Origin of the sequence: Streptomyces panacea (assembly GCF_040560175.1) — a bacterium.
In the GTDB taxonomy this organism is placed as follows: Bacteria; Actinomycetota; Actinomycetes; order Streptomycetales; family Streptomycetaceae; genus Streptomyces; species Streptomyces panacea.
This window is the reverse complement of record NZ_JARJHW010000066.1, coordinates 1-18,891: the sequence shown is the minus strand read 5'-3', so window position 1 is coordinate 18,891 and position 18,891 is coordinate 1. Positions and strand designations below refer to the sequence as shown.

The following is an 18,891-nucleotide window of genomic DNA, read 5'->3' as shown; positions in this document are numbered from 1 at the left end:
ACGTCTCAGACCTGTACGCGGCGCTCCACGACGTCCAGCAGCTCGGCGAGTGCCTCGTCGGCGGGGATGCCGTTCTTCTGTGTCCCGTCCCGGTAGCGGAAGGACACCGCGCCGTTGGCGACGTCCTCGTCACCGGCGATGATCATGAACGGCGTCTTGGCCTTCTGGTGGTTGCGGATCTTCTTCTGCATCCGGTCCGCCGACGCGTCCACCTCCACCCGCAGTCCCTTGGCCTTCGCCCGCGCGGCGAACTCCTGGAGATACGGCACGTGCGCGTCGCCGATCGGGATGCCGACCGCCTGCACGGGGGCCAGCCAGGCCGGGAACGCGCCCGCGTAGTGCTCCAGGAGCACGGCGAAGAAGCGCTCGATCGAGCCGAACAGCGCCCGGTGGATCATGACGGGCTGCTGCTTGGTGCCGTCGGACGCGGTGTACTCCAGCTCGAACCGCTTCGGCTGCTGGAAGTCGACCTGGATGGTGGACATCTGCCAGGACCGGCCGATGGCGTCCTTGGCCTGTACGGAGATCTTGGGGCCGTAGTACGCGGCGCCGCCCGGGTCGGGGACCAGCGGCAGGCCCTGCTTGTCGGCGGCCTGCTGGAGGGCGGCCGTGGCCTCCTCCCACTCGGCGTCCTCGCCCATGAACTTGTCGGACTCCGGGTCGCGGGTGGACAGCTCCAGCTCGAAGTCGGACAGCCCGTAGTCGCGCAGCAGATCCAGCACGAAGGTGAGCAGGGAGTCCAGCTCCTGCGGCATCTCCTCCTTGGTGCAGTAGATGTGCGCGTCGTCCTGGGTGAAGCCGCGGGAGCGGGTGAGGCCGTGCACGACGCCGGACTTCTCGTAGCGGTAGACCGTGCCGAACTCGAACAGGCGCAGGGGCAGCTCACGGTAGGACCGCCCGCGCGCCTTGAAGATCAGGTTGTGCATCGGGCAGTTCATGGCCTTGAGGTAGTAGTCCTGGCCGTCGAACTGCATGGGCGGGAACATGCCCTCCGCGTAGTGCGGCAGGTGCCCCGAGGTCTCGAAGAGCTTCTTCTTCGAGATGTGCGGGGTGTTGACGAACTCGTACCCGGACACCTCGTGGCGGTGGCGCGAGTACTGCTCCATCTCCTTGCGGATCACCCCGCCCTTGGGGTGGAAGACCGCGAGGCCGGAGCCCAGCTCGTCGGGGAAGGAGAAGAGGTCCAGCTCGCTGCCCAGCCTGCGGTGGTCGCGGCGCTCGGCCTCGGCGAGGAACTCGAGGTGGGCCTTCAGCTCGTCCTTGGACGGCCAGGCGGTGCCGTAGATCCGCTGGAGCTGCGGGTTCTTCTCGCTGCCGCGCCAGTAGGCGGCGGCGGAGCGCATCAGCTTGAAGGCCGGGATGTTACGCGTGGTGGGCAGGTGCGGACCCCGGCAGAGGTCCTTCCAGCACAGCTCGCCGGTCTTGGCGTCGAGGTTGTCGTAGATCGTCAGCTCACCGGAGCCGACCTCGGCCGACGCGCCCTCGGCGGCGTCGGCGGCCTTGCCCTTGAGCCCGATCAGTTCGATCTTGTACGGCTCGTCGGCCAGCTCGATCCGCGCGTCCTCGTCGGTGGTGACCCGGCGGGAGAACCGCTGGCCGCGCTTCTGGATCTCCTGCATCTTCTTCTCGACGCGCTTGATGTCGTCGGGGGTGAAGGGCTCGGCGACGTCGAAGTCGTAGTAGAAGCCGTCCTTGATCGGCGGACCGATACCCAGCTTGGCCTCGGGGAACAGCTCCTGCACGGCCTGCGCCATGACGTGCGCGGTGGAGTGGCGCAGGATGTTCAGGCCGTCCTCGGAGGACATCTCGACGGGCTCGACACTCTCGCCGTCGGCGACCTCGTGACTGAGGTCCTTCAGCTCGCCACCCACGCGGGCGGCGATCACGGTGCGCTCGCCGGGGAAGAGTTCGGCCGCCGTAGTGCCCGTCGTCACCACGCGCTCTTCCCGCTCGGAATCGCGTTCGATGGTCACGCGGACATCTGACACCGGTCTCTCCTTCACTCATGGGGCGCGCACGCTCGTTTCCGTACGCGACGGGAATCGTACCGAGCCGGAGGGGCCACTCGCTAAACGGTTGAATTGTGCCGTCATCTCCGGCGTACGTCACAAAGGTCGCGGGTATCACCGATTCGGGCAGTCGGCCTCATGCCATCTGCCGAGCGTGCGCGAGGAGTTCAGGGATGACGCACTGGTACGAGGGCCCCCTGGCCGCATTCGACATCGAAACGACAGGCACCGACGCCGAGGTGGACCGGATCGTCTCGGCCGCCCTCGTCGTCCAGGACATCTCGGGCGCCCGGGCCCGGGTCACCCGCTGGCTGGTCAATCCGGGGATACCGATACCGGTCGGGGCGACCGAAGTGCACGGGCTCACCGACGCGTTGGTCCAGCGCTCGGGCCGCTGGCCGGCGCCGGTGATCGAGGAGGTGGGCCGGGCGCTGGCCGAGCAGTGCATGGCGGGCCGGCCGCTGGTGGTGATGAACGCGCCGTTCGGTCTGACGGTGCTCGACCGCGAGATGCGGCGTCACCGCGACTCGTCGCTGGCCCGCTATCTGGAGAACGCACCGTTCTGCGTGCTGGATCCGAGCGTCCTGGACCGCCATCTCGACGCCGCCCGCAAGGGCCGCCGACGGCTGGTCGATCTCTGTTCGCTCTACGGGGTGGTGCTGGACGGCTCGCACGACGCCGTGGCCGAAGCGGCGGCGGCGCTCGAAGTGGTCCGGTCGGTGGGGCGCCGGTTCGCCACCACGACGCAGCAGCTGACCGCGGCCCAGTTGCACGGGCGTCAGGCGGTCTGGCACGCGGCGCAGTCGCGTGGCCAGCAGGAGTGGTTCGCACGCGGCGCGGCACGGGCGGCGCCCGATCCGGCGTGGCCGCTGCGGCCCCGAATGCCCGTGGTGGCCTGACCGTTGGGGTACACGGCGAGGCCGGTCCGTCATCGACGGACCGGCCTTTCCCGGTGGGCGATACTGGGTTCGAACCAGTGACCTCTTCGGTGTGAACGAAGCGCTCTCCCACTGAGCTAATCGCCCGGGAACGGACTGAACCATACAGGTCTCGGCGGGTTTCGTTCAAACCGTATGACGCCGTGCGAGGACCTTCCGCAGCCCCCGCCGCCCGGCCCGCATCATCAGCGCGTGATTGGCGAGGAAGAAGGGGCGCCCGGCCACGGCGAGACGCCGCAGCAGCGGCTTGTTGACGACGACCTCCTGCTCGTAGAGGGCGCGTGTGCCGCCGCCCCGGGCGCTCAGCGTCCAGCGCGCCCAGCCTTCGAGGTCACCGGTCATCTCCATCTCCAGGACGCGGGCGCGCGGGTCGTTCCTGCTCTCGCGGGCGCGGACGAAGAGGTCGTACGGAATCACGGACCGGAACCGGGCGGTCCCGCAGCGCTCGTCCACCGGTGTCACCTCCCGGACCTGGGGCCACCAGTCGGGGTACTCACCGGCCCGCTCCAGCACCCCGAAGACGATGTCCGGGGCCGCGTCGAGTTCCCAGACGCTGCGGAAGCGGTAGTGATACCAGTCCATGCGGCAAGTGTGCGCCCCGCGCACGTACTCACGCACGTATCTGAGTACGAGAGCCGATGGCCCGTGCTGTGGCGCGGACCACACTCCAGGCCATGGAGAACGTTCCGCGACCGGCCGAGGAGCTGGCGGTCCTCGATGGCGAGCTGGCCCGAATCGAGGCCCGCAGAGCCCAGTTGCTCGCCCGTAGGTCCTATCTGTTGACGCTGCTGCGTCCCGAGGCACCACAGTCACCGGTGGCAGCGCAGCCACCGCCACCCCGGCCCGTCCCCCGAGCGCCCGAGACGTCCCCGCCGAGCGTGCAGAACGCCCTGCTGGCGCTGGGCGGCGTGCTGTTGACCATCGCGGCCGTCGCCTTCACCGTCGTCAGCTGGGGCGCCATGGGCATCGGCGGCCGGTCCGTCGTGCTGGGCACCGTCACCCTGGCCGCGCTCGCCGCGCCGGCCGTCCTGCTGCGCCGCGCCCTGGCCTCGACCGCCGAGGCCGTCGGCGCGCTGGCCCTGGTGCTGACCGTCCTCGACGCCTACGCCCTGCACCGGGTCGCGCTGCCCGACACGGACCCGCTCGGCTACACGGCCACCGCGTGCGCCGTACTGGCCGCGGTCTGGGCCGCCTACGGGCTGCTCCTGGACCGGCTGCGCACTCCGCTGCCCGCCGCGGTCCTGACCGCCCAACTCCCGCTGCCGCTCTGGGCGCTGAGCGCGGACGCGAGCCTGGTGACGCTCGCGTGGGCGCTGCTGGCGACCGCCGTCGCGGACACCGCGATCGTGCTGTCGGCGAAGCCCGTGCCGGCCAGGTCGATCGCCGGCGTCACCGCCTGGGTGTCGGGCGGCCTGGCGCTGCTGATCGCGGGCGGGCTCTCCCTGACCGCCGATACCCCGCTCGACGCCACCCGGCCCGCCTTGTTGCTGCTGGCCGGGGCCGGTCTGGGTCTCTTCATGGCCGTGCGTCTGCCCGGTGTCTCGTTCGCCGGCGCCCTGGTGGCCGGTCTGGCCGCGGTCACCGCGGCCGGCGGTGTGCCGCGGCCCTCGCTGTCGACCGGCTGGGCCGTCGTCGGGTATCTGCTGTGCGGCGCGGCCCTGTTGACGGCCGTACGGGCTCCGCTGCCCCGCGCGACGGTACACGGGCTGTGCGCCGCCGCCGGGGTCGTCGTATCCGGGGCCGTCCTGTGGACGCTGCCCTCGACGGCCGTGACGCTGCTCGGCCCGATGTCCCGGGCGGACAGCGTCTGGTCGGGCGCACCGGGCGGCGCCCGGGAAGCGCTCGGGACGGATCCGGGATGGCCGGCGACGACCACGGTCCCCCTGGTGCTGCTGATCGCCGCCGGACTCCTCGCGGCCGCCCACCGCCACCTGCCCGTCTCCGCACGGCCCGCCGCGCTGAGCGGCGCGACGGCGCTCGGCTGGGCCGCGGTGCTGGTCCTTCCCGCGGCGCTGGACCTCGGGTACGCGGCGGCCGTGGCGACGCATCTCGCCCTGACGGCGGGCGCGTTGACGCTCGCGGTGTACGCGCACCTGCCCGCGGCCCGGCGCCGGTCGGCCCACCCGGCACTGTCGGCGGTCTCGACGACAGCCATGATCTGCGCGCTGACAGGCGCGGCGGCCGTGTCACTGCTGGCGCTGGCCACGGAGACGACCACGCTGATCACCCTCGGGGTGCTGCTCGCCCTGCTGTGCGGCGGCGCGGTGACGCTGGACGCCGCCGTGACCGAAACCGGAGCGGCCCCCGACGGCGCCGTCCCCGCCGAGGCATCGGCCGCCTTCCTGGCGCGGTCCTTCCAGGCGCTCCTCGCCTGCGTCGCCGTCGCGACGGCCGTCGCGCTGCTGTGCGCCCTCGGCGCGTCCGCCGGGCTGCGGCGCGAGCACATCGCCCTGGCCGTCCTCGCCGTGCCCGTCGCCGTCGCGCTGCTCGGCGCGCGCCTGCGCCGCCGTCCCGTGGCCCTGCCGATCGAGCTGACGGCGGCCGGAGCCGGTCCACTCGCCGTCGTACTCGCCTCGGGACACCCCGAGACCGTCGCCCTCGTGCTGGCCCTCTGCGCGGTCGTCGCGGCGGGCACCGCGCTGCGACCGGACCGCCGCCCGGCGGCCGGCCCTCTCGCGGCGGCGCTGTTCGTCCTGGCCACCTGGGTGCGGTTGTACGCCTCCGACGTGGCCACCCCGGAGGCGTACACCCTGCCGGTGACCGTCCTCGCGCTCGTCGTGGGTGTCCTGCGGCGCCGTGGGGACCCCGAGGCGTCGTCCTGGACGGCGTACGGCCCCGGCCTCGCCGCGACGCTCCTGCCGAGCCTCGTCGCCGCCTGGGGCGACACGCACTGGGCGCGCCCGCTGACGCTGGGGGTCGCCGCGCTCGCCGTCACGCTCATCGGCGCCCGGCTGCGGCTCCAGGCACTGCTGGTTCTCGGCGGGGGTGTGCTGGCCCTGGACACGCTGCACGAGCTGGCGCCGTACGTCGTCCAGGCCGTGGGCGCCCTGCCGCGCTGGCTGCCGCCCGCGCTCGCCGGACTGCTGCTCCTGGCGGTGGGCGCGACCTACGAACGGCGCCTGCACGACGCCCGGCGGCTGCGGGAGTCCGTGGGCCGGATGCGCTGACGGGCCGGCGCCCGGGATCACGTACCGGAAAAGACCGATGCCCCGGAGACGGTGAAGTCTCCGGGGCATCGATTCCGGGTGGGCGATACTGGGTTCGAACCAGTGACCTCTTCGGTGTGAACGAAGCGCTCTCCCACTGAGCTAATCGCCCGGACGCAGGGCAAACATTACCCCATGTCAGTGCCTCCACCGGACCGCTCCACGGTCACTCCTCGATCTTCCAGGGCATGGTCAATCCGAAGTTCCAGAGGTAAATGGCGACCAGTACCGCGATGATCACCAGACCGATGGTCGTAAGGACGATATTGCGCCGCCGCACCTTGGGATCGAGTGCTTTCTGCGCCGCTTCGGTGACCTTGCGTCGCGTCCACCGGAGCACCAGTTGTGCCCAGACGAATTCGGTCGCCCAGATCGCCATACCGCCGAAGATCACGAGCCAGCCGGGGCCGGGCAGCACCAGCATCGCCACACCCGCCGCGACCACCGCGAGCCCGACGACGAATACGCCGACCTGCCAGCTCACATGAAGCGTCTTCGAACTCTTGATAAAGCCCGGAGCGCGTGAGCCCAGCTCACGCCGGGCCGACTCCCCCGTCGATTCCCCCGTGGTTCTCTCTGCCGTCGGCACGACGACATCCCCCCGCTCGTCACTCTCCGCATGCATGAGTCCCAACCTACCCGACACCGAGTCGTCACCGGAATGGCGGCATAAGTCGAAGTTACACACCCCTGTACGAGCTACCTGAAGGATCACAAAACAGACAGAGGGGTTTACAACGGCACCGTAGGTGGCATGTCGATTTCGCCGACGTGCGAATCCCCGAGCGCACACTGAGCGAAAGGCCCTGGCGCTTATGAACACCACGGTCAGCTGCGAGCTGCACCTGCGCCTCGTTGTATCGAGCGAGTCCTCACTGCCTGTACCCGCGGGCCTGCGGTATGACACGGCCGATCCTTATGCCGTGCACGCCACCTTCCACACCGGAGCCGAGGAGACGGTCGAGTGGGTGTTCGCCCGCGACCTTCTCGCCGAGGGGCTGCACCGGCCCACCGGCACCGGCGACGTCCGAGTCTGGCCCTCACGCAGCCAGGGCCAGGGCGTCGTCTGCATCGCGCTCAGCTCTCCGGAGGGAGAAGCCCTGCTGGAGGCCCCGGCGCGAGCCCTGGAATCCTTCCTCAAGCGAACCGACGCCGCGGTGCCACCCGGCACCGAGCATCGCCACTTCGACCTCGACACGGAGCTGTCCCACATCCTGGCCGAGAGCTGAGCCAGACCGAGAGCTGCTCGGCGCCGTCCGACTCGGGGAGACGGCGCCGTGCGGACAACCACATACGGGCGGACAGCGACGCCGTCGCCGCGGGAGCCACCGCGACGACGGCGTCGCCGCGCTCCCGGACACCCGCGCCGCGAACACCCCCTAGGATCTGCGGAACCCGGCGGGCACCGGTCCGCAGCAGGCCAGGGAGCGAATCGTGCAGATCCCCCACGACACCCGCAACGCCCTTGAGACCGTCGTCAGTCTCGTGAACACGATCCCCGAGGCCGACGGCGCGGACGGGCTTCCCGATGTCGAGGCCCTGTACGCCTTCGCACAGACCCACCGCGTGAGCGGTGTGGGCGACCTCGGTCCCCGCGATCTCCGGGCCGTGGAGTCCGTACGTACGCGCCTCGCCGAGGTGTTCGCCGCGCCCGGTCCCCGCGAGGCCTCGGAGCTGCTCAACGACCTGGTGGCCGCCGCCGGGACGACCCCGCAGCTGACGGATCACGACGGCTACGACTGGCACGTGCACTACTTCGCGCCGGACGCCTCGATGGCCGACCATCTCGCCGCCGACTGCGGCATGGCGCTGGCGTTCATCGTGGTCGCGGGCGAACAGGAACGGCTGAGGCGCTGCGAGGCGCCGGACTGCGGGCACGCCTTCGTCGACCTGTCGCGCAACCGTTCCCGCCGTTACTGCGACAGCCGCACCTGCGGCAACAGGCTGCACGTGGCCGCCTACCGGGCGCGCCGCAAGGAAGCGGCCGGCTGAGCGTCACAGCAGGAACAGATCATGGACCGCCGCCATCAGCAGCAGGGTGCCGATCACCGTCAGGAAGATCATCAACGGCGGCTGGGAGAGCGCGAAGAGGCATCCGCGCGGCTCTTCGGTGGGTGCGGGGGTTTGGCCCCGTGAGGTATCGAGCATCGCGGGGTGATCATGACGCAGGCGACGGTCCGCCGAACAACCAACACGCGTCCGGACGAGGCGAGTTCGTCAGATTCACGGCAAACGTCCACCCCCTGAGACGGACGGGCCTCCGGGAGGCTCCCGGTCAGAGGCCGTGCTTCTTGAGGATGGCCTCGACATCGCTGAAATCGTCGCTCGAATCCGTGCCGCCGGACTTCTTCGCCTTGGCCGCCTTGGGCTGCGCCACGGGGGCCGCGGACGCGCCGAACGAGGGCGCGGAGGCCGCGGGCGCGATCGCGTCGCGCTGCGCCGCCTTGGCCGCCGCCCTGCGTTCCTTACGGGTGCCGACGCCCGCGCGCCGCTCCACCATCCGTGTCGTCATGAAGAGCAGCCACGAGACTCCGAGGAGCCCGACACCCAGCCAGGCGGTCGGGCTGAACGCCTTGTCGGCGAGCCACTGGATCACGCCGGTCATCACGAGCGCCACGGGCACCAGCGAGTAGGCGGCGATCCGGGTCGCCGCGAGGAAACGTTTGCGGTACGCGGTGATCGCCGCGATCCCGAGGCCGGCAGCGGACACCGCGGAACAAATGGTCTCGGCAATCATCCGGTCCTCCAGGCGTGGTGCCGTCGTCGGTAAGAGCGCTTCTCGTCGCGCGTGCCGGTGTACGCCGACATGTCGACCCTTCCATCCTGCACCTCCCGGCGGGGTGGAGGCCACGGTCCGGGAGGACCTCAGGGAGATCTCCGGGGTTCACCTCCTCCCCAGGTCCCGGTCAGAAGGGGCTCCGGCGACCTGGAAGACTGAACGCATGAGTGACTTCCCCACCCCAGGACCCGTCGTGCTCGACGTCTGGTGCGAGCTCCAGTGCGTCGACTGCCACACCGCCCTGGCGGACCTGCGCGCGCTGCGGGCGCGCTACGGCGACCGGCTGGACGTACGGCTGCGGCACTTCCCGATGGACAAGCACCGGCACTCCTTCGCCGCCGCCCAGGCGGCCGAGGAAGCGGTGGAACAGGGCCTGGGCTGGCCCTACGCGGAGGCCGTCCTGGCCCGCCACGCGGAGCTGGACGCCCGGGGCGAGCCGCTGCTGATCGAGGTCGCCCGCCAACTGGGCCTGGACGAGGAGGAGTTCGACACCGCGCTGATCGACGGCCGGCACACCCTGATCGTCGACGCCGACCAGGCCGAGGGCAAGGCGATCGGCGTGACCGGCACCCCCACCTATGTCATCGGCGGCGAACGGCTCGACGGCGGCAAGAGCCAGGAGGGCCTGCGCGAGCGCGTCGAGGAGATCGCCGACCGGCTGCTCGCCGAGGGCTGACGCCCGCCCTCCCGCGGGCGGTACTCAGAGCAGCGTTTTGAAGACGTTGCGGTGCGTCGTCGCGTACCCGAGGGATTCGTAGAGGCCGATCGCCGGGGCGTTGCCCGCGAAGACGTGCAGGCCCAGCACTCCCGTACCCGCGACGAGGCCGATCCGCTCGGCGTGCAGCATCAGCGCGCGGCCGTAGCCCTTGCCGCGCAGGTCCTCGGACACCTTCACGTCGTACACGAAAGCCCCGACGACGCCGGGGTCGATCTCCCTGGTGCCCACCCACACGTGGCCGACCACGTCCCCGTCGTGCGTCAGGACCTCGATCCAGGTGTCGGGGGTGGCAAGGCCGGCGGGCAGGTTCTCGCGGCGGCTGGACTCCGCCTTGGCGCCGGCCTGGTCCGGCGGCAGGCCCCGGTCGATCCAGCTCTGCCGGAAGCCGTCGAGCGAGTGCGCCTCCCAGACCTCGTACTCCGTCTCGTCCATCGCCCTGCCGACGAGTCCGGGCGGCAGGGCCGGGGGCTCCGGGGAGAGGTTCTTCCGCATGTTCCTGCTGCGCTCGGTGTAGCCCAGGGTCTCCAGCAGTGGCAGCACTCCCCCGGCCTCGGTGGGGACGGAGGCGATCACCTGGCCGCAGCCCCAGCCGCGCAGGACCTCCTCGGCGGCCAGCGCGGCGATCGTGCCACGGCCTCGGCGCCGGTTCGCCTCGTCGATCCGCAGTTGGCGCAGCACGCCCGCCGGGGTGCCGAAGGCGCCGTCCATGCCCAGCTCGATCACGCCCAGGGGGCGGCTGTTGTCACACACGTCGTAGGTGCGTGACTTCATACCGTCATCGGTCTGCTGAAGCGGCCCGGTCGGCCGCAGAGTGGTGGTCATCAGGGGAGTTGTACCCATCTCACGGCCACGCGTCATCAGGTTTCACGGATCGATGTCGGCCGCCGCGCGCTCCTCGAAGACGCGCATGGCCTTGGCGGTGACCGGACCGGGGGCGCCGGGCAGTTCACGGCCGTCGACGCGGTGGACGGCCTGGACGTCGCGCAGCGACGACGTCAGGAAGATCTCGTCGGCCCGGTCGAGCGCGTCGAACGGCAGCCGGGTCTCCTGGGCTCCCGCCCACTCCACCGTGAGCGCCCGGGTGATACCGGCCAGACAGCCCGAGGAGACGGGCGGGGTGTGGAGCTGTCCGTCCAGGACGACGAAGACGTTGGAGCCCGTGCCCTCGCACAGATCTCCCACCGTGTTGGCGAACAGGGCCTCGGAGGCGCCCTGTTCGTGGGCACGGGCGAGGGCGACGACGTTCTCGCCGTACGACGTGGTCTTGAGCCCGGTCAGCGCGCCCCGTTCGTTGCGCGTCCAGGGGACGGTGATCGCCGCCGTCGTGTCGGGGCGGCGCTTCGTCTCGCCTACGGCCACCACCAGGGTCGGGCCTGCGTCGCCGCGGTCCGAGCCGAGCGGCGACAGACCTCCGGTGTACGTGATCCGCAGCCGGCCCATCTCGACCGGATTGGCGTCCAGCACGGCGGCGCACGCCGCGCGCACCTCGTCGTGGTCGGGGTCGGGCAGTCCGAGACCGCGCGCCGAGCGGGTCAGCCGGTCCAGATGGCGGGTGAGGGCGAAGGTCCGTCCCCGGACGGACTTCACCGTCTCGAAGATTCCGTCGCCCACGGTCAGCCCGTGGTCGAGCACGGACACGCGCGCGTCGTCGGCCGCCCGCAGTCCGCCGTTGACCCAGATCATCATCTAGCCGGTCCTTCCCGTCGCCTCGTACACTCCCGACGCTACCGCCAGCAGCCGCGAGGCCTTGAGTTCGGTCTCCTGCCACTCACCCTCGGGATCGGATCCCCAGGTGATGCCCGCGCCGGTGCCGAAGCGCAGGACGGGGCCACGCGGAGGGTCCCGTTCGATCCAGAACGTCCTTATGCCTACGGCCAGTTCGGCGGTGCCACGGTCGGCGTCGACCCAGCCGACGGCGCCGCAATACGGCCCGCGGGGCGCGGTCTCCAGCTCCTCGATGATCTTCAGGGCGCTGGATTTCGGCGCGCCGGTGATCGATCCGGGCGGGAAGGTCGCGGCCAGCAGTTCCGGCCAGCCCGCGCCCCCGGCGAGTTCGCCGCGCACTCTCGACACGAGATGGACGAGGCCGGGGTGGGGCTCGACGGCGCAGAGGGCGGGGACGGTCACGGATCCGGTGGCGCAGACGCGGCCGAGGTCGTTGCGGACGAGGTCCACGATCATCACGTTCTCGGCGTGGTCCTTCTCCAGCAGGTCGTCGGCGGTCCGGCCGGTGCCCTTGATGGGGCCGGACTCCACCGTGCGCCCGGTGCGCCGCAGATACAGCTCCGGCGACGCGGTGGCGATCTCCACGCCGTGGGCGGGCAGTCGGATCGTGCCGGCGTACGGGGCGGGGTTGCCGCGCGCCAGCACGGCGGTCAGCGCGTCGACATCGGCGGCGTCCGGGTCGGGCAGCGGCGCCGTCAGGACGCGGCAGAGGTTGGCCTGGTAGACCTCGCCGGCCGCGATGAGTTCGCGTACGCGCCGTACGCCCGAGACGTACGCGGCGCGGTCGAGCGACGACGCCCAGTCGCCCGCCGCGGGGCCCTGCCACTGCCCGGGGACGGGGGCGGGCACCGGTTCGCGGCGTACGTCGCCGAAGCGGGCGCAGGTGGGGCGGCCCTCGAAGTCCATGGCGACGGCCCAGAAGCCGGTGGATTCGAGGGCTTCCGGGTCACGGGTGACATCGCGCAGATCGGTGGCGACGAGATCACCGAAGCGGGCCAGGGGAGGGAGGTCGTACACGGTGCCGAGTCTAGGACGGCGGGCGGGACGCACCGCGAACGTGTCTCGACGGCGCCGTGGAGGTGCCGCAGTGTGAACGCACGGCAGCACGCTGCACAAACGCGTTTTTGTACTGGCCCCGTAATCCGCTAGAGTTCACCACGTCGCCGGACCGCGCAGTAGGGACCGGGAAACGGCACGCGGACGTAGCTCAGTTGGTAGAGCGCAACCTTGCCAAGGTTGAGGTCGCCAGTTCGAACCTGGTCGTCCGCTCGAGTGGGGGGATTGATTCCCGGCCCCCGTGCTCCTGGTGGAGTGGCCGAGAGGCGAGGCAACGGCCTGCAAAGCCGTCTACACGGGTTCAAATCCCGTCTCCACCTCCAAGGACGATTAGCTCAGCGGGAGAGCGCTTCCCTGACACGGAAGAGGTCACTGGTTCAATCCCAGTATCGTCCACTGGATCCACCTGGATTCCCGCGCGATTAGCTCAGCGGGAGAGCGCTTCCCTGACACGGAAGAGGTCACTGGTTCAATCCCAGTATCGCGCACGCAGTACACGCGGGTCGCCCCGCGCGATTAGCTCAGCGGGAGAGCGCTTCCCTGACACGGAAGAGGTCACTGGTTCAATCCCAGTATCGCGCACAGCCCGAAGCCCCCGGCCTCACAGCCGGGGGCTTCGTCGTGCGCGGGGTTCGATCAGGAGGAGAAGAGCATCCTGCCGAAGCCCTTCTGGCGGTGGTGACCGCCGTGGTGGCCGCCGTGCGGCGCGCCCCACGCGGGAGCCGGCGCCGCCTGCGCGGGGTAGCCGGGGGCCCCCTGAGCGGGGTAGCCGCCGGGGGCCGCGGGCGGGGGCGGGGCCTGCTGTCCCCACTGCGCCTCGAGGCGGGTGAGGGACTCCAGCTCGCCGTAGTCGAGGAAGATCCCCCGGCAGCCGCTGCACTGCTCTATCTGGACACCGTTGCGGTTGTACGTGTGCATCGCTGCATGACACTTGGGGCACTGCATGGGTCGGCTCAGCTCCTCGCCGTTCGGTCGGCACCGCCGGAATGCCTCCCGGCGACGGTCTGTTCACCTTACGACGAGGGCCCGGCCGCCAACTTCGTTGGGAGTGTGGCGATTCGGGCACAGGTCTCGATCATCGTCGCCTCCACCTCGTCCAGTTCACGGCCCTGCTCGGTCGACTTCGCGACGGCCAGGGCGGCGGTCTGGACGGTGAGGGCGCGGGCGGCGACATCGAGCCGGGGCCAGGGGTCACCGTCGGCCGGTACGGCGGGACCGCCCGCCGAGCGGTAGGCGCCGAGGAAGCGCCACCACTCGTCGGGGGACAGCAGTCCGGCGGCGTACCAGGCGGCGGGGCGGGCCAAGTCCCAGGCGGCGTCGCCGAGTCCGAGGTCGTCCACGTCGATCAGCAGCCACGGGCCGTCCGGTGCGGGGTGCCGTACGAGCTGCCCGAGGTGGAAGTCCCCGTGGCACAGCGGCCCGCCGGCGGGTGCGGGCGCCTCGTCCCTGGCCCAGGCGGGCAGGCCGGCCCAGGCGCGCGCCACGTCGACGGCGGCCGGGTGGCGTCCGGCGGCCCGCATCCGGGAGAGGGCCTGGGCGGCCTTGAGCGGGCCGCGCATGGGCGGGACACCCTGCGGCGCGAGGGCGGCGGGCGGTACGGCGTGCAGCCGGGCCAGCAGGGTCGCCGCCGCCTCCCAGGGCGCGTCGTCGGGGCGGTCGGGGTCGACGGGGGTGCCGTACGGCCATGCGGAGACGGGCCGGCCCGCGATGTGCCGGGGGGTCGCCGGGAGGGGTGGCAGCAGGATGCCGGCGAGCAGCGGGTGCGCCGCGGCGAGGAGCCGGGCGCGGTGGCCCGCTGGATCGGTGGCGGGCGCGTGCGCCTTGGCGACCACGGCTCCGTGCCGTACGACCACACCGTCGGAACGGTCGGCCAGCACGGTCTCGTCGCGTCCGCAGGCGCGGCAGGGGCGCGCGGGCGCCGAGCCGGTGGTCGGGCCGGCGGTGTCCGGGTGGGCGGCGTGACGGGCGGCGACGGTGAGCGCGCGTACGACGGACGCGGTCGTGGACGCGGATGTGGTCACGGTGGTGTCCCCCGGTGCGGTGTGTCTCGCCGGGAGCCTACGCGGGCCTCGTACGCGGCGCGTTGGTCCCGCGGGTCGTGTGGTCGGTGAGCCGAAACGGGTCCGGACAGCGCGATGGCCGGTCAGCTCCCCAGCTGACCGGCCAAACGCTGCCGTCCGCCGCACCCCCGTCCCCACGGGGTTGTTGGCCGGATGTCGATGGTTCGGGCCGCTCTCCCGAACCTGGGGCGCCGCTCAGCGCCCCAGCATCACGCCCACGGACGACGCTTGTGTGACCACTGCTTCCCAGCCGCCGAATACGACGACCAGCAGGGCCGCGAGAGGGAGGACCATGGCCGTCGCCACCAAGGGGTGGCGCGAACCGGAACTCCGCCCGCCGAACGCGTCGAATGCCCTGCGTCCCTGCGTGCGGATCATCGCTCGCGATGCCGTGTCGGCCATGGTCCTTCTCCTCGTGTCTGGCAGCGGCGAGTGTCTGACCTCGGGGGACGAGTGCTGCACTCGCCGCTGACAACAACATTAGGCAGGCGCCGCGCCTGGGTCGTCATGCCCGCGTACCGATTGCCGGGCCTCCCGGAGGATGACCGGTACCCCCCGCGCGTACTCCCCTGGGTGGAGAGGGGGTCCTACACCTGCGGGTCATCCCGGAGGGGACGCTCGGAGAGGTCCTCCCTGGGCACCGGTTGTTCGACCAGAGCGAGCACCCGGGTGGCCATGAAGCGCGCCGTACGCACCACCGAGCCGTTGCGGGTGACTTCACTCACTTCCACCACTCCTCGACGCACCGCCGTCTCCACCCGGCGGCCTGCCCGACTTGCCACGACTTCGTACGTACGAGTCGTGTCACCCGCGTCCACCACTATCTCCACGCGGTCACCCTTCATTGATCCAATCCCCCTTCTGCGACGGACCATTGAGATCTCGCACGGGCCTGAGGACCTTGGATCCGCGGCCCCCTGACCACCCCTCAAGTTTCTCACCCGGCACTGACAATCGATCCGTCTCCGAGGGCGCGGCCTATGAGCGCCCCGGGGCGCGGGTACGTAAGCTGTGCCACGTCACACGGACGACCGGGCAGCGGGGATGGACATGGCGATGATGCGGCTCCGGCGCGAGGACCCGCGTGTCGTCGGTTCGTTCAGGATTCACCGGCGGCTCGGCCAGGGCGGCATGGGGGTCGTGTACCTGGGTTCCGACCGGCGAGGCCAGCGGGTCGCGCTGAAGGTGATCAGGCCCGATCTCGCCGAGGACCAGGAGTTCCGCTCGCGGTTCGCCCGCGAGGTCTCGGCGGCCCGGCGGATCCGCGGGGGCTGTACGGCCCGCCTGGTGGCCGCCGATCTCGACGCGGACCGGCCGTGGTTCGCCACCCAGTACGTTCCCGGGCCCTCACTGCACGACAAGGTCGCCGAGGACGGGCCGCTGTCCGCCGCCGAGGTCGCCTCCGTAGGAGCCGCGCTCTCCGAGGGGCTGCTGGCCGTGCACGAGGCCGGGGTCGTCCACCGCGATCTGAAGCCGTCGAACATCCTGCTCTCCCCCAAGGGCCCGCGCATCATCGACTTCGGGATCGCCTGGGCGACCGGGGCGAGCACGCTCACGCACGTCGGTACGGCGGTGGGGTCGCCCGGTTTTCTCGCGCCCGAGCAGGTGCGCGGCGCGGCGGTGAGCCCGTCGACCGACGTCTTCGCGCTCGGCGCGACGCTGGCCTACGCCGCGACGGCCGACTCGCCCTTCGGGCACGGCAGTTCGGAAGTGATGCTCTACCGGGTCGTGCACGAGGAGGCTCAGCTGTACGGGGTGCCGGACGCGCTGGCGCCGCTGGTGCGGGCCTGTCTGGCGAAGGACCCCGAGGAGCGGCCGAGCACGCTTCAGCTGTCGATGCGGCTCAAGGAGATCGCGGCGCGGGAGGCTCAGGGGCTGCCGGACGGACGGCCGCCGGCGCAGCGGGAGCGGATCGGGCAGGACGTGCCGACGGGCCGGATTCCGGAGCGTACGGCGCGGATGCCGCAGCGGACCGAGCGCACGGAGCGACCGGAACGGATGGAGCGGACGGACCGGTCCGACCGGTCCACGCAGGGGCGTACGGCGGGCGGGCACGACTCCCGTGCGCACGGCCCGCGTGGTTCGGCGCCGCGCACCGGCGGCGGGCGTGCGCCGAGGCCCCGCGACGGCTCCTCCCGCACCGGCGGGCGTCAGGGCACCAGGCCCGGGGCGCGTACGACGTCGGGTGGACGCGGCGGACGCAGGCCGGCCAATCCCCGGCTGCTGCGCCAGCGGCTGATCGTCTTCGTGGTGGTGACGCTGGTGGTCGCGATGGGGATCGCGGCGGCGCAGAAGCTGTAGGCCGGGTCAGCCTCGGGGCCGCGTCATGTAGAAGGCGACGGCCGAGGTGGCGGCGACGTTGAGGGAGTCCACCCCGGCGTCCATCGGGATGCTCACCCGTAGGTCGGCGGCGGCGAGGGCGCCGGCCGTCAGTCCGTCGCCCTCCGTACCGAAGAGGAGCGCGAGCCTGTCGTGACGCCGCTCGGCGAGCGCGTCGAGGGTGATCGACTTCTCGTCCAGACAGAGGGCGGCGGTGACGAATCCCGCCTCGCGCAGCAGGTCGGCGTCGTGCGGCCAGGATTCCAGCCGGGTCCAGGGGACCTGGAGGACGGCACCCATCGAGACCTTCACGGCCCGGCGGTAGAGCGGGTCCGCGCAGCGCGGGGTGAGGAGCACCGCATCGACGCCGAGCGCCGCCGCGTTACGGAAGGCGGCCCCGAGGTTGGCGTGGTCGACCATGTCCTCGAAGACGACGGCGCGCCGTGCCGTGCGCAACAGGTCGGCGGGGAGCGGCAGGGGCTTGCGGCGCATGGAGGCGAGGGCGCCGCGGTGGACGTGGTAGCCGGTGACGCGTTCGGCCAGGTCCGGGGCGACCTCGTAGATGGGCGCGGCGGTCGCGTCGATGACATCGCGCATGACGTCGATCCACTTGGCCGTCAGGAGCATGGAGCGCATCTCGTAACCGGCCGCCACGGCGCGGCGGATGACCTTCTCGCCCTCGGCGATGAACAGGCCCTCGGCGGGCTCGCGGCGGCGGCGGAGTTCGACGTCCGTGAGGTCGGTGTAGTCGGCGAGGCGGGGGTCGGCGGAGCCGTCGGGGGCCGCTTCGACGGTGACGATCTCAGCCACGGTCGTTGGCACCGCCGGTGCCCCGGCCGGGGCCGACCGAGACCACGTCGCCGATGACGATGACGGCCGGGGGCCGTACGTCCTGCGCGGTGACGGCTTCAGCCGCGGTTTCGAGTGTCGCGTCGACGCGGCGCTGGGTCGCCGTGGTGCCTTCCTGGATCAGCGCCACGGGGGTGGACGGCGACTTGCCGTGGGCGATGAGGGTCCGCGCGATGGCGTCGATCTTGTCGACGGCCATCAGCAGGACGAGCGTGCCGCGCAGCCGGGCGAGCGCCGGCCAGTCGACCAGGGAGCGCGGGTCGTCGGGGGCGACATGACCGCTGACCACCGTGAACTCGTGTGCCACGCCCCGGTGGGTGACGGGGATGCCCGCCGCGCCGGGGACGCTGATGGAGCTGGAGATGCCGGGGACGACGGTGCAGGCGATGCCCGCGTCGGCGAGGGCCTGGGCCTCCTCCATACCGCGGCCGAAGACGAACGGGTCGCCGCCCTTGAGCCGTACGACGGCCTTGCCCGCCTTGGCGTGCTCGATCAGCGCGTTGTTGATCGCCTCCTGGGCCATGAAGCGGCCGTACGGGATCTTCGCCGCGTCGATCACCTCGACGTGCGGCGGGAGTTCGTCGAGGAGGTCGCGGGGGCCGAGGCGGTCGGCGATGACGACGTCGGCCTCGGCGAGGAGGCGCCGGCCGCGGACGGTGATCAGCTCGGGATCGCCGGGGCCGCCGCCGACGAGGGCGACGCCGGGGGTCCGGGTGCGGTGGCGGGGGGCGGCGAGGGTGCCGTCGCGCAGGCCCTCGACGATGGCGTCGCGTACGCCGGCGGAGCGGCGCGGGTCGCGTCCGGTGAGTACGGCGACGGTGACGCCCTCGCTGCGGCCGGTGGCCGGGGTCCAGGCGGTGGCGGCCTCGGCGTCGTCGCTCCGTACGCACCAGGTCCTGTTCCGCTCGGCCTCGGCGGAGGCTCGGGCGTTCGCCTCGGTGTCGCTGGAGGCGACCAGGACGTACCAGGCGTCGTTCAGGTCGTCGTCGGCGTACGGGCGGCGTTCCCAGCGCAGTTCGCCGGCGTCGGCCATGGCTTCGACGGAGGGGGTCGCGGACGGCGACACGAGCAGGATGTCGGCGCCGGTCGCGATGAGTGCCGGCAGGCGGCGCTGGGCTACCTGCCCGCCCCCGACGACGACGACGCGCCGCCCGGCGAGACGGAGTCCGACGGGGTAGGCGGGATGCTCGGCCATGGCGCTACGGGCTCCTCTGGAGACGGTGCGGGGGCTG

20 protein-coding genes and 7 tRNA genes are annotated in these 18,891 nt (G+C 71.8%); 11 read left to right on the top strand and 16 right to left on the bottom strand.

The window, feature by feature from the left end:
* Window positions 1-5: 5 nt before the first annotated feature.
* On the bottom strand, window positions 6-1,988 hold the full coding sequence (gene thrS, locus P3L51_RS17685; protein ID WP_354606204.1) for a threonine--tRNA ligase: 1,983 nt from the start codon (window positions 1,986-1,988) through the stop codon (window positions 6-8).
* 194 nt (window positions 1,989-2,182) lie between these two features.
* Here thrS and P3L51_RS17680 point away from each other — a divergent pair, with 194 nt between their 5' ends.
* Entirely contained in the window at window positions 2,183-2,908 is a 726-nt protein-coding gene (locus tag P3L51_RS17680) for an exonuclease domain-containing protein (protein WP_354606203.1), read from the top strand.
* Between the two features lie 54 nt (window positions 2,909-2,962).
* Here the strand turns inward: P3L51_RS17680 and P3L51_RS17675 are convergent.
* Window positions 2,963-3,034: transfer RNA gene (locus P3L51_RS17675), tRNA-Val, on the bottom strand.
* Between the two features lie 39 nt (window positions 3,035-3,073).
* The gene (locus tag P3L51_RS17670) at window positions 3,074-3,529 is read right to left on the bottom strand and encodes an SRPBCC family protein (protein WP_354606202.1); all 456 of its coding nucleotides are present in this window, start codon (window positions 3,527-3,529) and stop codon (window positions 3,074-3,076) included.
* Between the two features lie 92 nt (window positions 3,530-3,621).
* Here P3L51_RS17670 and P3L51_RS17665 point away from each other — a divergent pair, with 92 nt between their 5' ends.
* A complete protein-coding gene (locus P3L51_RS17665) occupies window positions 3,622-6,114 on the top strand; it encodes an SCO7613 C-terminal domain-containing membrane protein (RefSeq protein WP_354606201.1) in 2,493 nt (830 codons plus the stop codon).
* 79 nt (window positions 6,115-6,193) lie between these two features.
* On the opposite strand, the gene P3L51_RS17660 is transcribed toward P3L51_RS17665, so the two are convergent.
* Window positions 6,194-6,265: transfer RNA gene (locus P3L51_RS17660), tRNA-Val, on the bottom strand.
* Between the two features lie 54 nt (window positions 6,266-6,319).
* Entirely contained in the window at window positions 6,320-6,778 is a 459-nt protein-coding gene (locus tag P3L51_RS17655; protein WP_354606200.1) for a TIGR02611 family protein, read from the bottom strand.
* A 190-nt stretch (window positions 6,779-6,968) separates the two neighbouring features.
* Between P3L51_RS17655 and P3L51_RS17650 the strand changes: the two genes are divergently transcribed.
* Together P3L51_RS17650 and P3L51_RS17645 are read left to right on the top strand one after the other, a co-directional pair.
* Window positions 6,969-7,382, top strand: coding sequence for an SsgA family sporulation/cell division regulator (locus P3L51_RS17650; RefSeq protein ID WP_023542925.1), 414 nt, complete (start codon window positions 6,969-6,971; stop codon window positions 7,380-7,382).
* Window positions 7,383-7,587: 205 nt separating this feature from the next.
* Entirely contained in the window at window positions 7,588-8,145 is a 558-nt protein-coding gene (locus P3L51_RS17645; protein WP_354606199.1) for a CGNR zinc finger domain-containing protein, read from the top strand.
* 3 nt (window positions 8,146-8,148) lie between these two features.
* On the opposite strand, the gene P3L51_RS17640 is transcribed toward P3L51_RS17645, so the two are convergent.
* Together P3L51_RS17640 and P3L51_RS17635 are read right to left on the bottom strand one after the other, a co-directional pair.
* The gene (locus tag P3L51_RS17640) at window positions 8,149-8,301 is read right to left on the bottom strand and encodes a hypothetical protein (RefSeq protein WP_354606198.1); all 153 of its coding nucleotides are present in this window, start codon (window positions 8,299-8,301) and stop codon (window positions 8,149-8,151) included.
* A gap of 127 nt (window positions 8,302-8,428) precedes the next feature.
* Window positions 8,429-8,890 (bottom strand): hypothetical protein, encoded by a 462-nt coding sequence (locus P3L51_RS17635; protein ID WP_354606197.1) that lies wholly within the window; start codon window positions 8,888-8,890, stop codon window positions 8,429-8,431.
* A 205-nt stretch (window positions 8,891-9,095) separates the two neighbouring features.
* On the opposite strand from P3L51_RS17635, the gene P3L51_RS17630 reads away from it, so the two are divergent.
* Window positions 9,096-9,608 carry a DsbA family protein gene (locus P3L51_RS17630; RefSeq protein WP_354606196.1) on the top strand — a complete coding sequence of 171 codons (513 nt, stop codon included), beginning with the start codon at window positions 9,096-9,098 and terminating at the stop codon, window positions 9,606-9,608.
* 24 nt (window positions 9,609-9,632) lie between these two features.
* Here P3L51_RS17630 and P3L51_RS17625 read toward each other — a convergent pair whose 3' ends face one another.
* From P3L51_RS17625 to P3L51_RS17615, 3 genes are read right to left on the bottom strand one after another with little or no spacing between them, the layout of a single operon-like run.
* On the bottom strand, window positions 9,633-10,472 hold the full coding sequence (locus tag P3L51_RS17625; RefSeq protein ID WP_354606195.1) for a GNAT family N-acetyltransferase: 840 nt from the start codon (window positions 10,470-10,472) through the stop codon (window positions 9,633-9,635).
* 42 nt (window positions 10,473-10,514) lie between these two features.
* Window positions 10,515-11,336, bottom strand: a complete 822-nt coding sequence (locus P3L51_RS17620) for an aminotransferase class IV (RefSeq protein ID WP_354606194.1) — start codon at window positions 11,334-11,336, stop codon at window positions 10,515-10,517.
* Window positions 11,337-12,392 carry a chorismate-binding protein gene (locus P3L51_RS17615; protein WP_354606193.1) on the bottom strand — a complete coding sequence of 352 codons (1,056 nt, stop codon included), beginning with the start codon at window positions 12,390-12,392 and terminating at the stop codon, window positions 11,337-11,339.
* A 179-nt stretch (window positions 12,393-12,571) separates the two neighbouring features.
* On the opposite strand from P3L51_RS17615, the gene P3L51_RS17610 reads away from it, so the two are divergent.
* The 5 genes from P3L51_RS17610 to P3L51_RS17590 all read left to right on the top strand — a co-directional run bounded on the left by P3L51_RS17610 (window position 12,572) and on the right by P3L51_RS17590 (window position 13,013).
* Window positions 12,572-12,644 (top strand) — tRNA-Gly (locus tag P3L51_RS17610).
* A gap of 36 nt (window positions 12,645-12,680) precedes the next feature.
* Window positions 12,681-12,754: transfer RNA gene (locus P3L51_RS17605), tRNA-Cys, on the top strand.
* Window position 12,755: 1 nt separating this feature from the next.
* Window positions 12,756-12,827 (top strand) — tRNA-Val (locus tag P3L51_RS17600).
* 20 nt (window positions 12,828-12,847) lie between these two features.
* Window positions 12,848-12,919 (top strand) — tRNA-Val (locus P3L51_RS17595).
* Between the two features lie 22 nt (window positions 12,920-12,941).
* A tRNA-Val gene (locus P3L51_RS17590) sits at window positions 12,942-13,013 on the top strand.
* A 54-nt stretch (window positions 13,014-13,067) separates the two neighbouring features.
* Here the strand turns inward: P3L51_RS17590 and P3L51_RS17585 are convergent.
* The 4 genes from P3L51_RS17585 to P3L51_RS17570 form a co-directional block, all read right to left on the bottom strand.
* Window positions 13,068-13,376, bottom strand: a complete 309-nt coding sequence (locus P3L51_RS17585; RefSeq protein WP_354606192.1) for a TFIIB-type zinc ribbon-containing protein — start codon at window positions 13,374-13,376, stop codon at window positions 13,068-13,070.
* A gap of 68 nt (window positions 13,377-13,444) precedes the next feature.
* Window positions 13,445-14,452 carry a phosphotransferase family protein gene (locus P3L51_RS17580; RefSeq protein ID WP_354606191.1) on the bottom strand — a complete coding sequence of 336 codons (1,008 nt, stop codon included), beginning with the start codon at window positions 14,450-14,452 and terminating at the stop codon, window positions 13,445-13,447.
* Between the two features lie 234 nt (window positions 14,453-14,686).
* Complete coding sequence (locus P3L51_RS17575) at window positions 14,687-14,893, bottom strand: hypothetical protein (protein WP_354606190.1); 207 nt, start codon at window positions 14,891-14,893, stop codon at window positions 14,687-14,689.
* Between the two features lie 185 nt (window positions 14,894-15,078).
* Window positions 15,079-15,336 carry a DUF8836 family protein gene (locus P3L51_RS17570; RefSeq protein WP_354606189.1) on the bottom strand — a complete coding sequence of 86 codons (258 nt, stop codon included), beginning with the start codon at window positions 15,334-15,336 and terminating at the stop codon, window positions 15,079-15,081.
* A 205-nt stretch (window positions 15,337-15,541) separates the two neighbouring features.
* On the opposite strand from P3L51_RS17570, the gene P3L51_RS17565 reads away from it, so the two are divergent.
* The gene (locus P3L51_RS17565) at window positions 15,542-16,792 is read left to right on the top strand and encodes a serine/threonine-protein kinase (RefSeq protein ID WP_354606222.1); all 1,251 of its coding nucleotides are present in this window, start codon (window positions 15,542-15,544) and stop codon (window positions 16,790-16,792) included.
* 6 nt (window positions 16,793-16,798) lie between these two features.
* On the opposite strand, the gene P3L51_RS17560 is transcribed toward P3L51_RS17565, so the two are convergent.
* Window positions 16,799-17,620: a TrmH family RNA methyltransferase gene (locus tag P3L51_RS17560; RefSeq protein WP_354606188.1), complete on the bottom strand. Its 822-nt coding sequence runs from the start codon at window positions 17,618-17,620 to the stop codon at window positions 16,799-16,801.
* The gene (cobA, locus tag P3L51_RS17555) at window positions 17,613-18,854 is read right to left on the bottom strand and encodes a uroporphyrinogen-III C-methyltransferase (protein WP_354606187.1); all 1,242 of its coding nucleotides are present in this window, start codon (window positions 18,852-18,854) and stop codon (window positions 17,613-17,615) included. Before cobA ends, P3L51_RS17560 begins: the two co-directional genes overlap by 8 nt.
* Window positions 18,855-18,891: the final 37 nt, after the last annotated feature.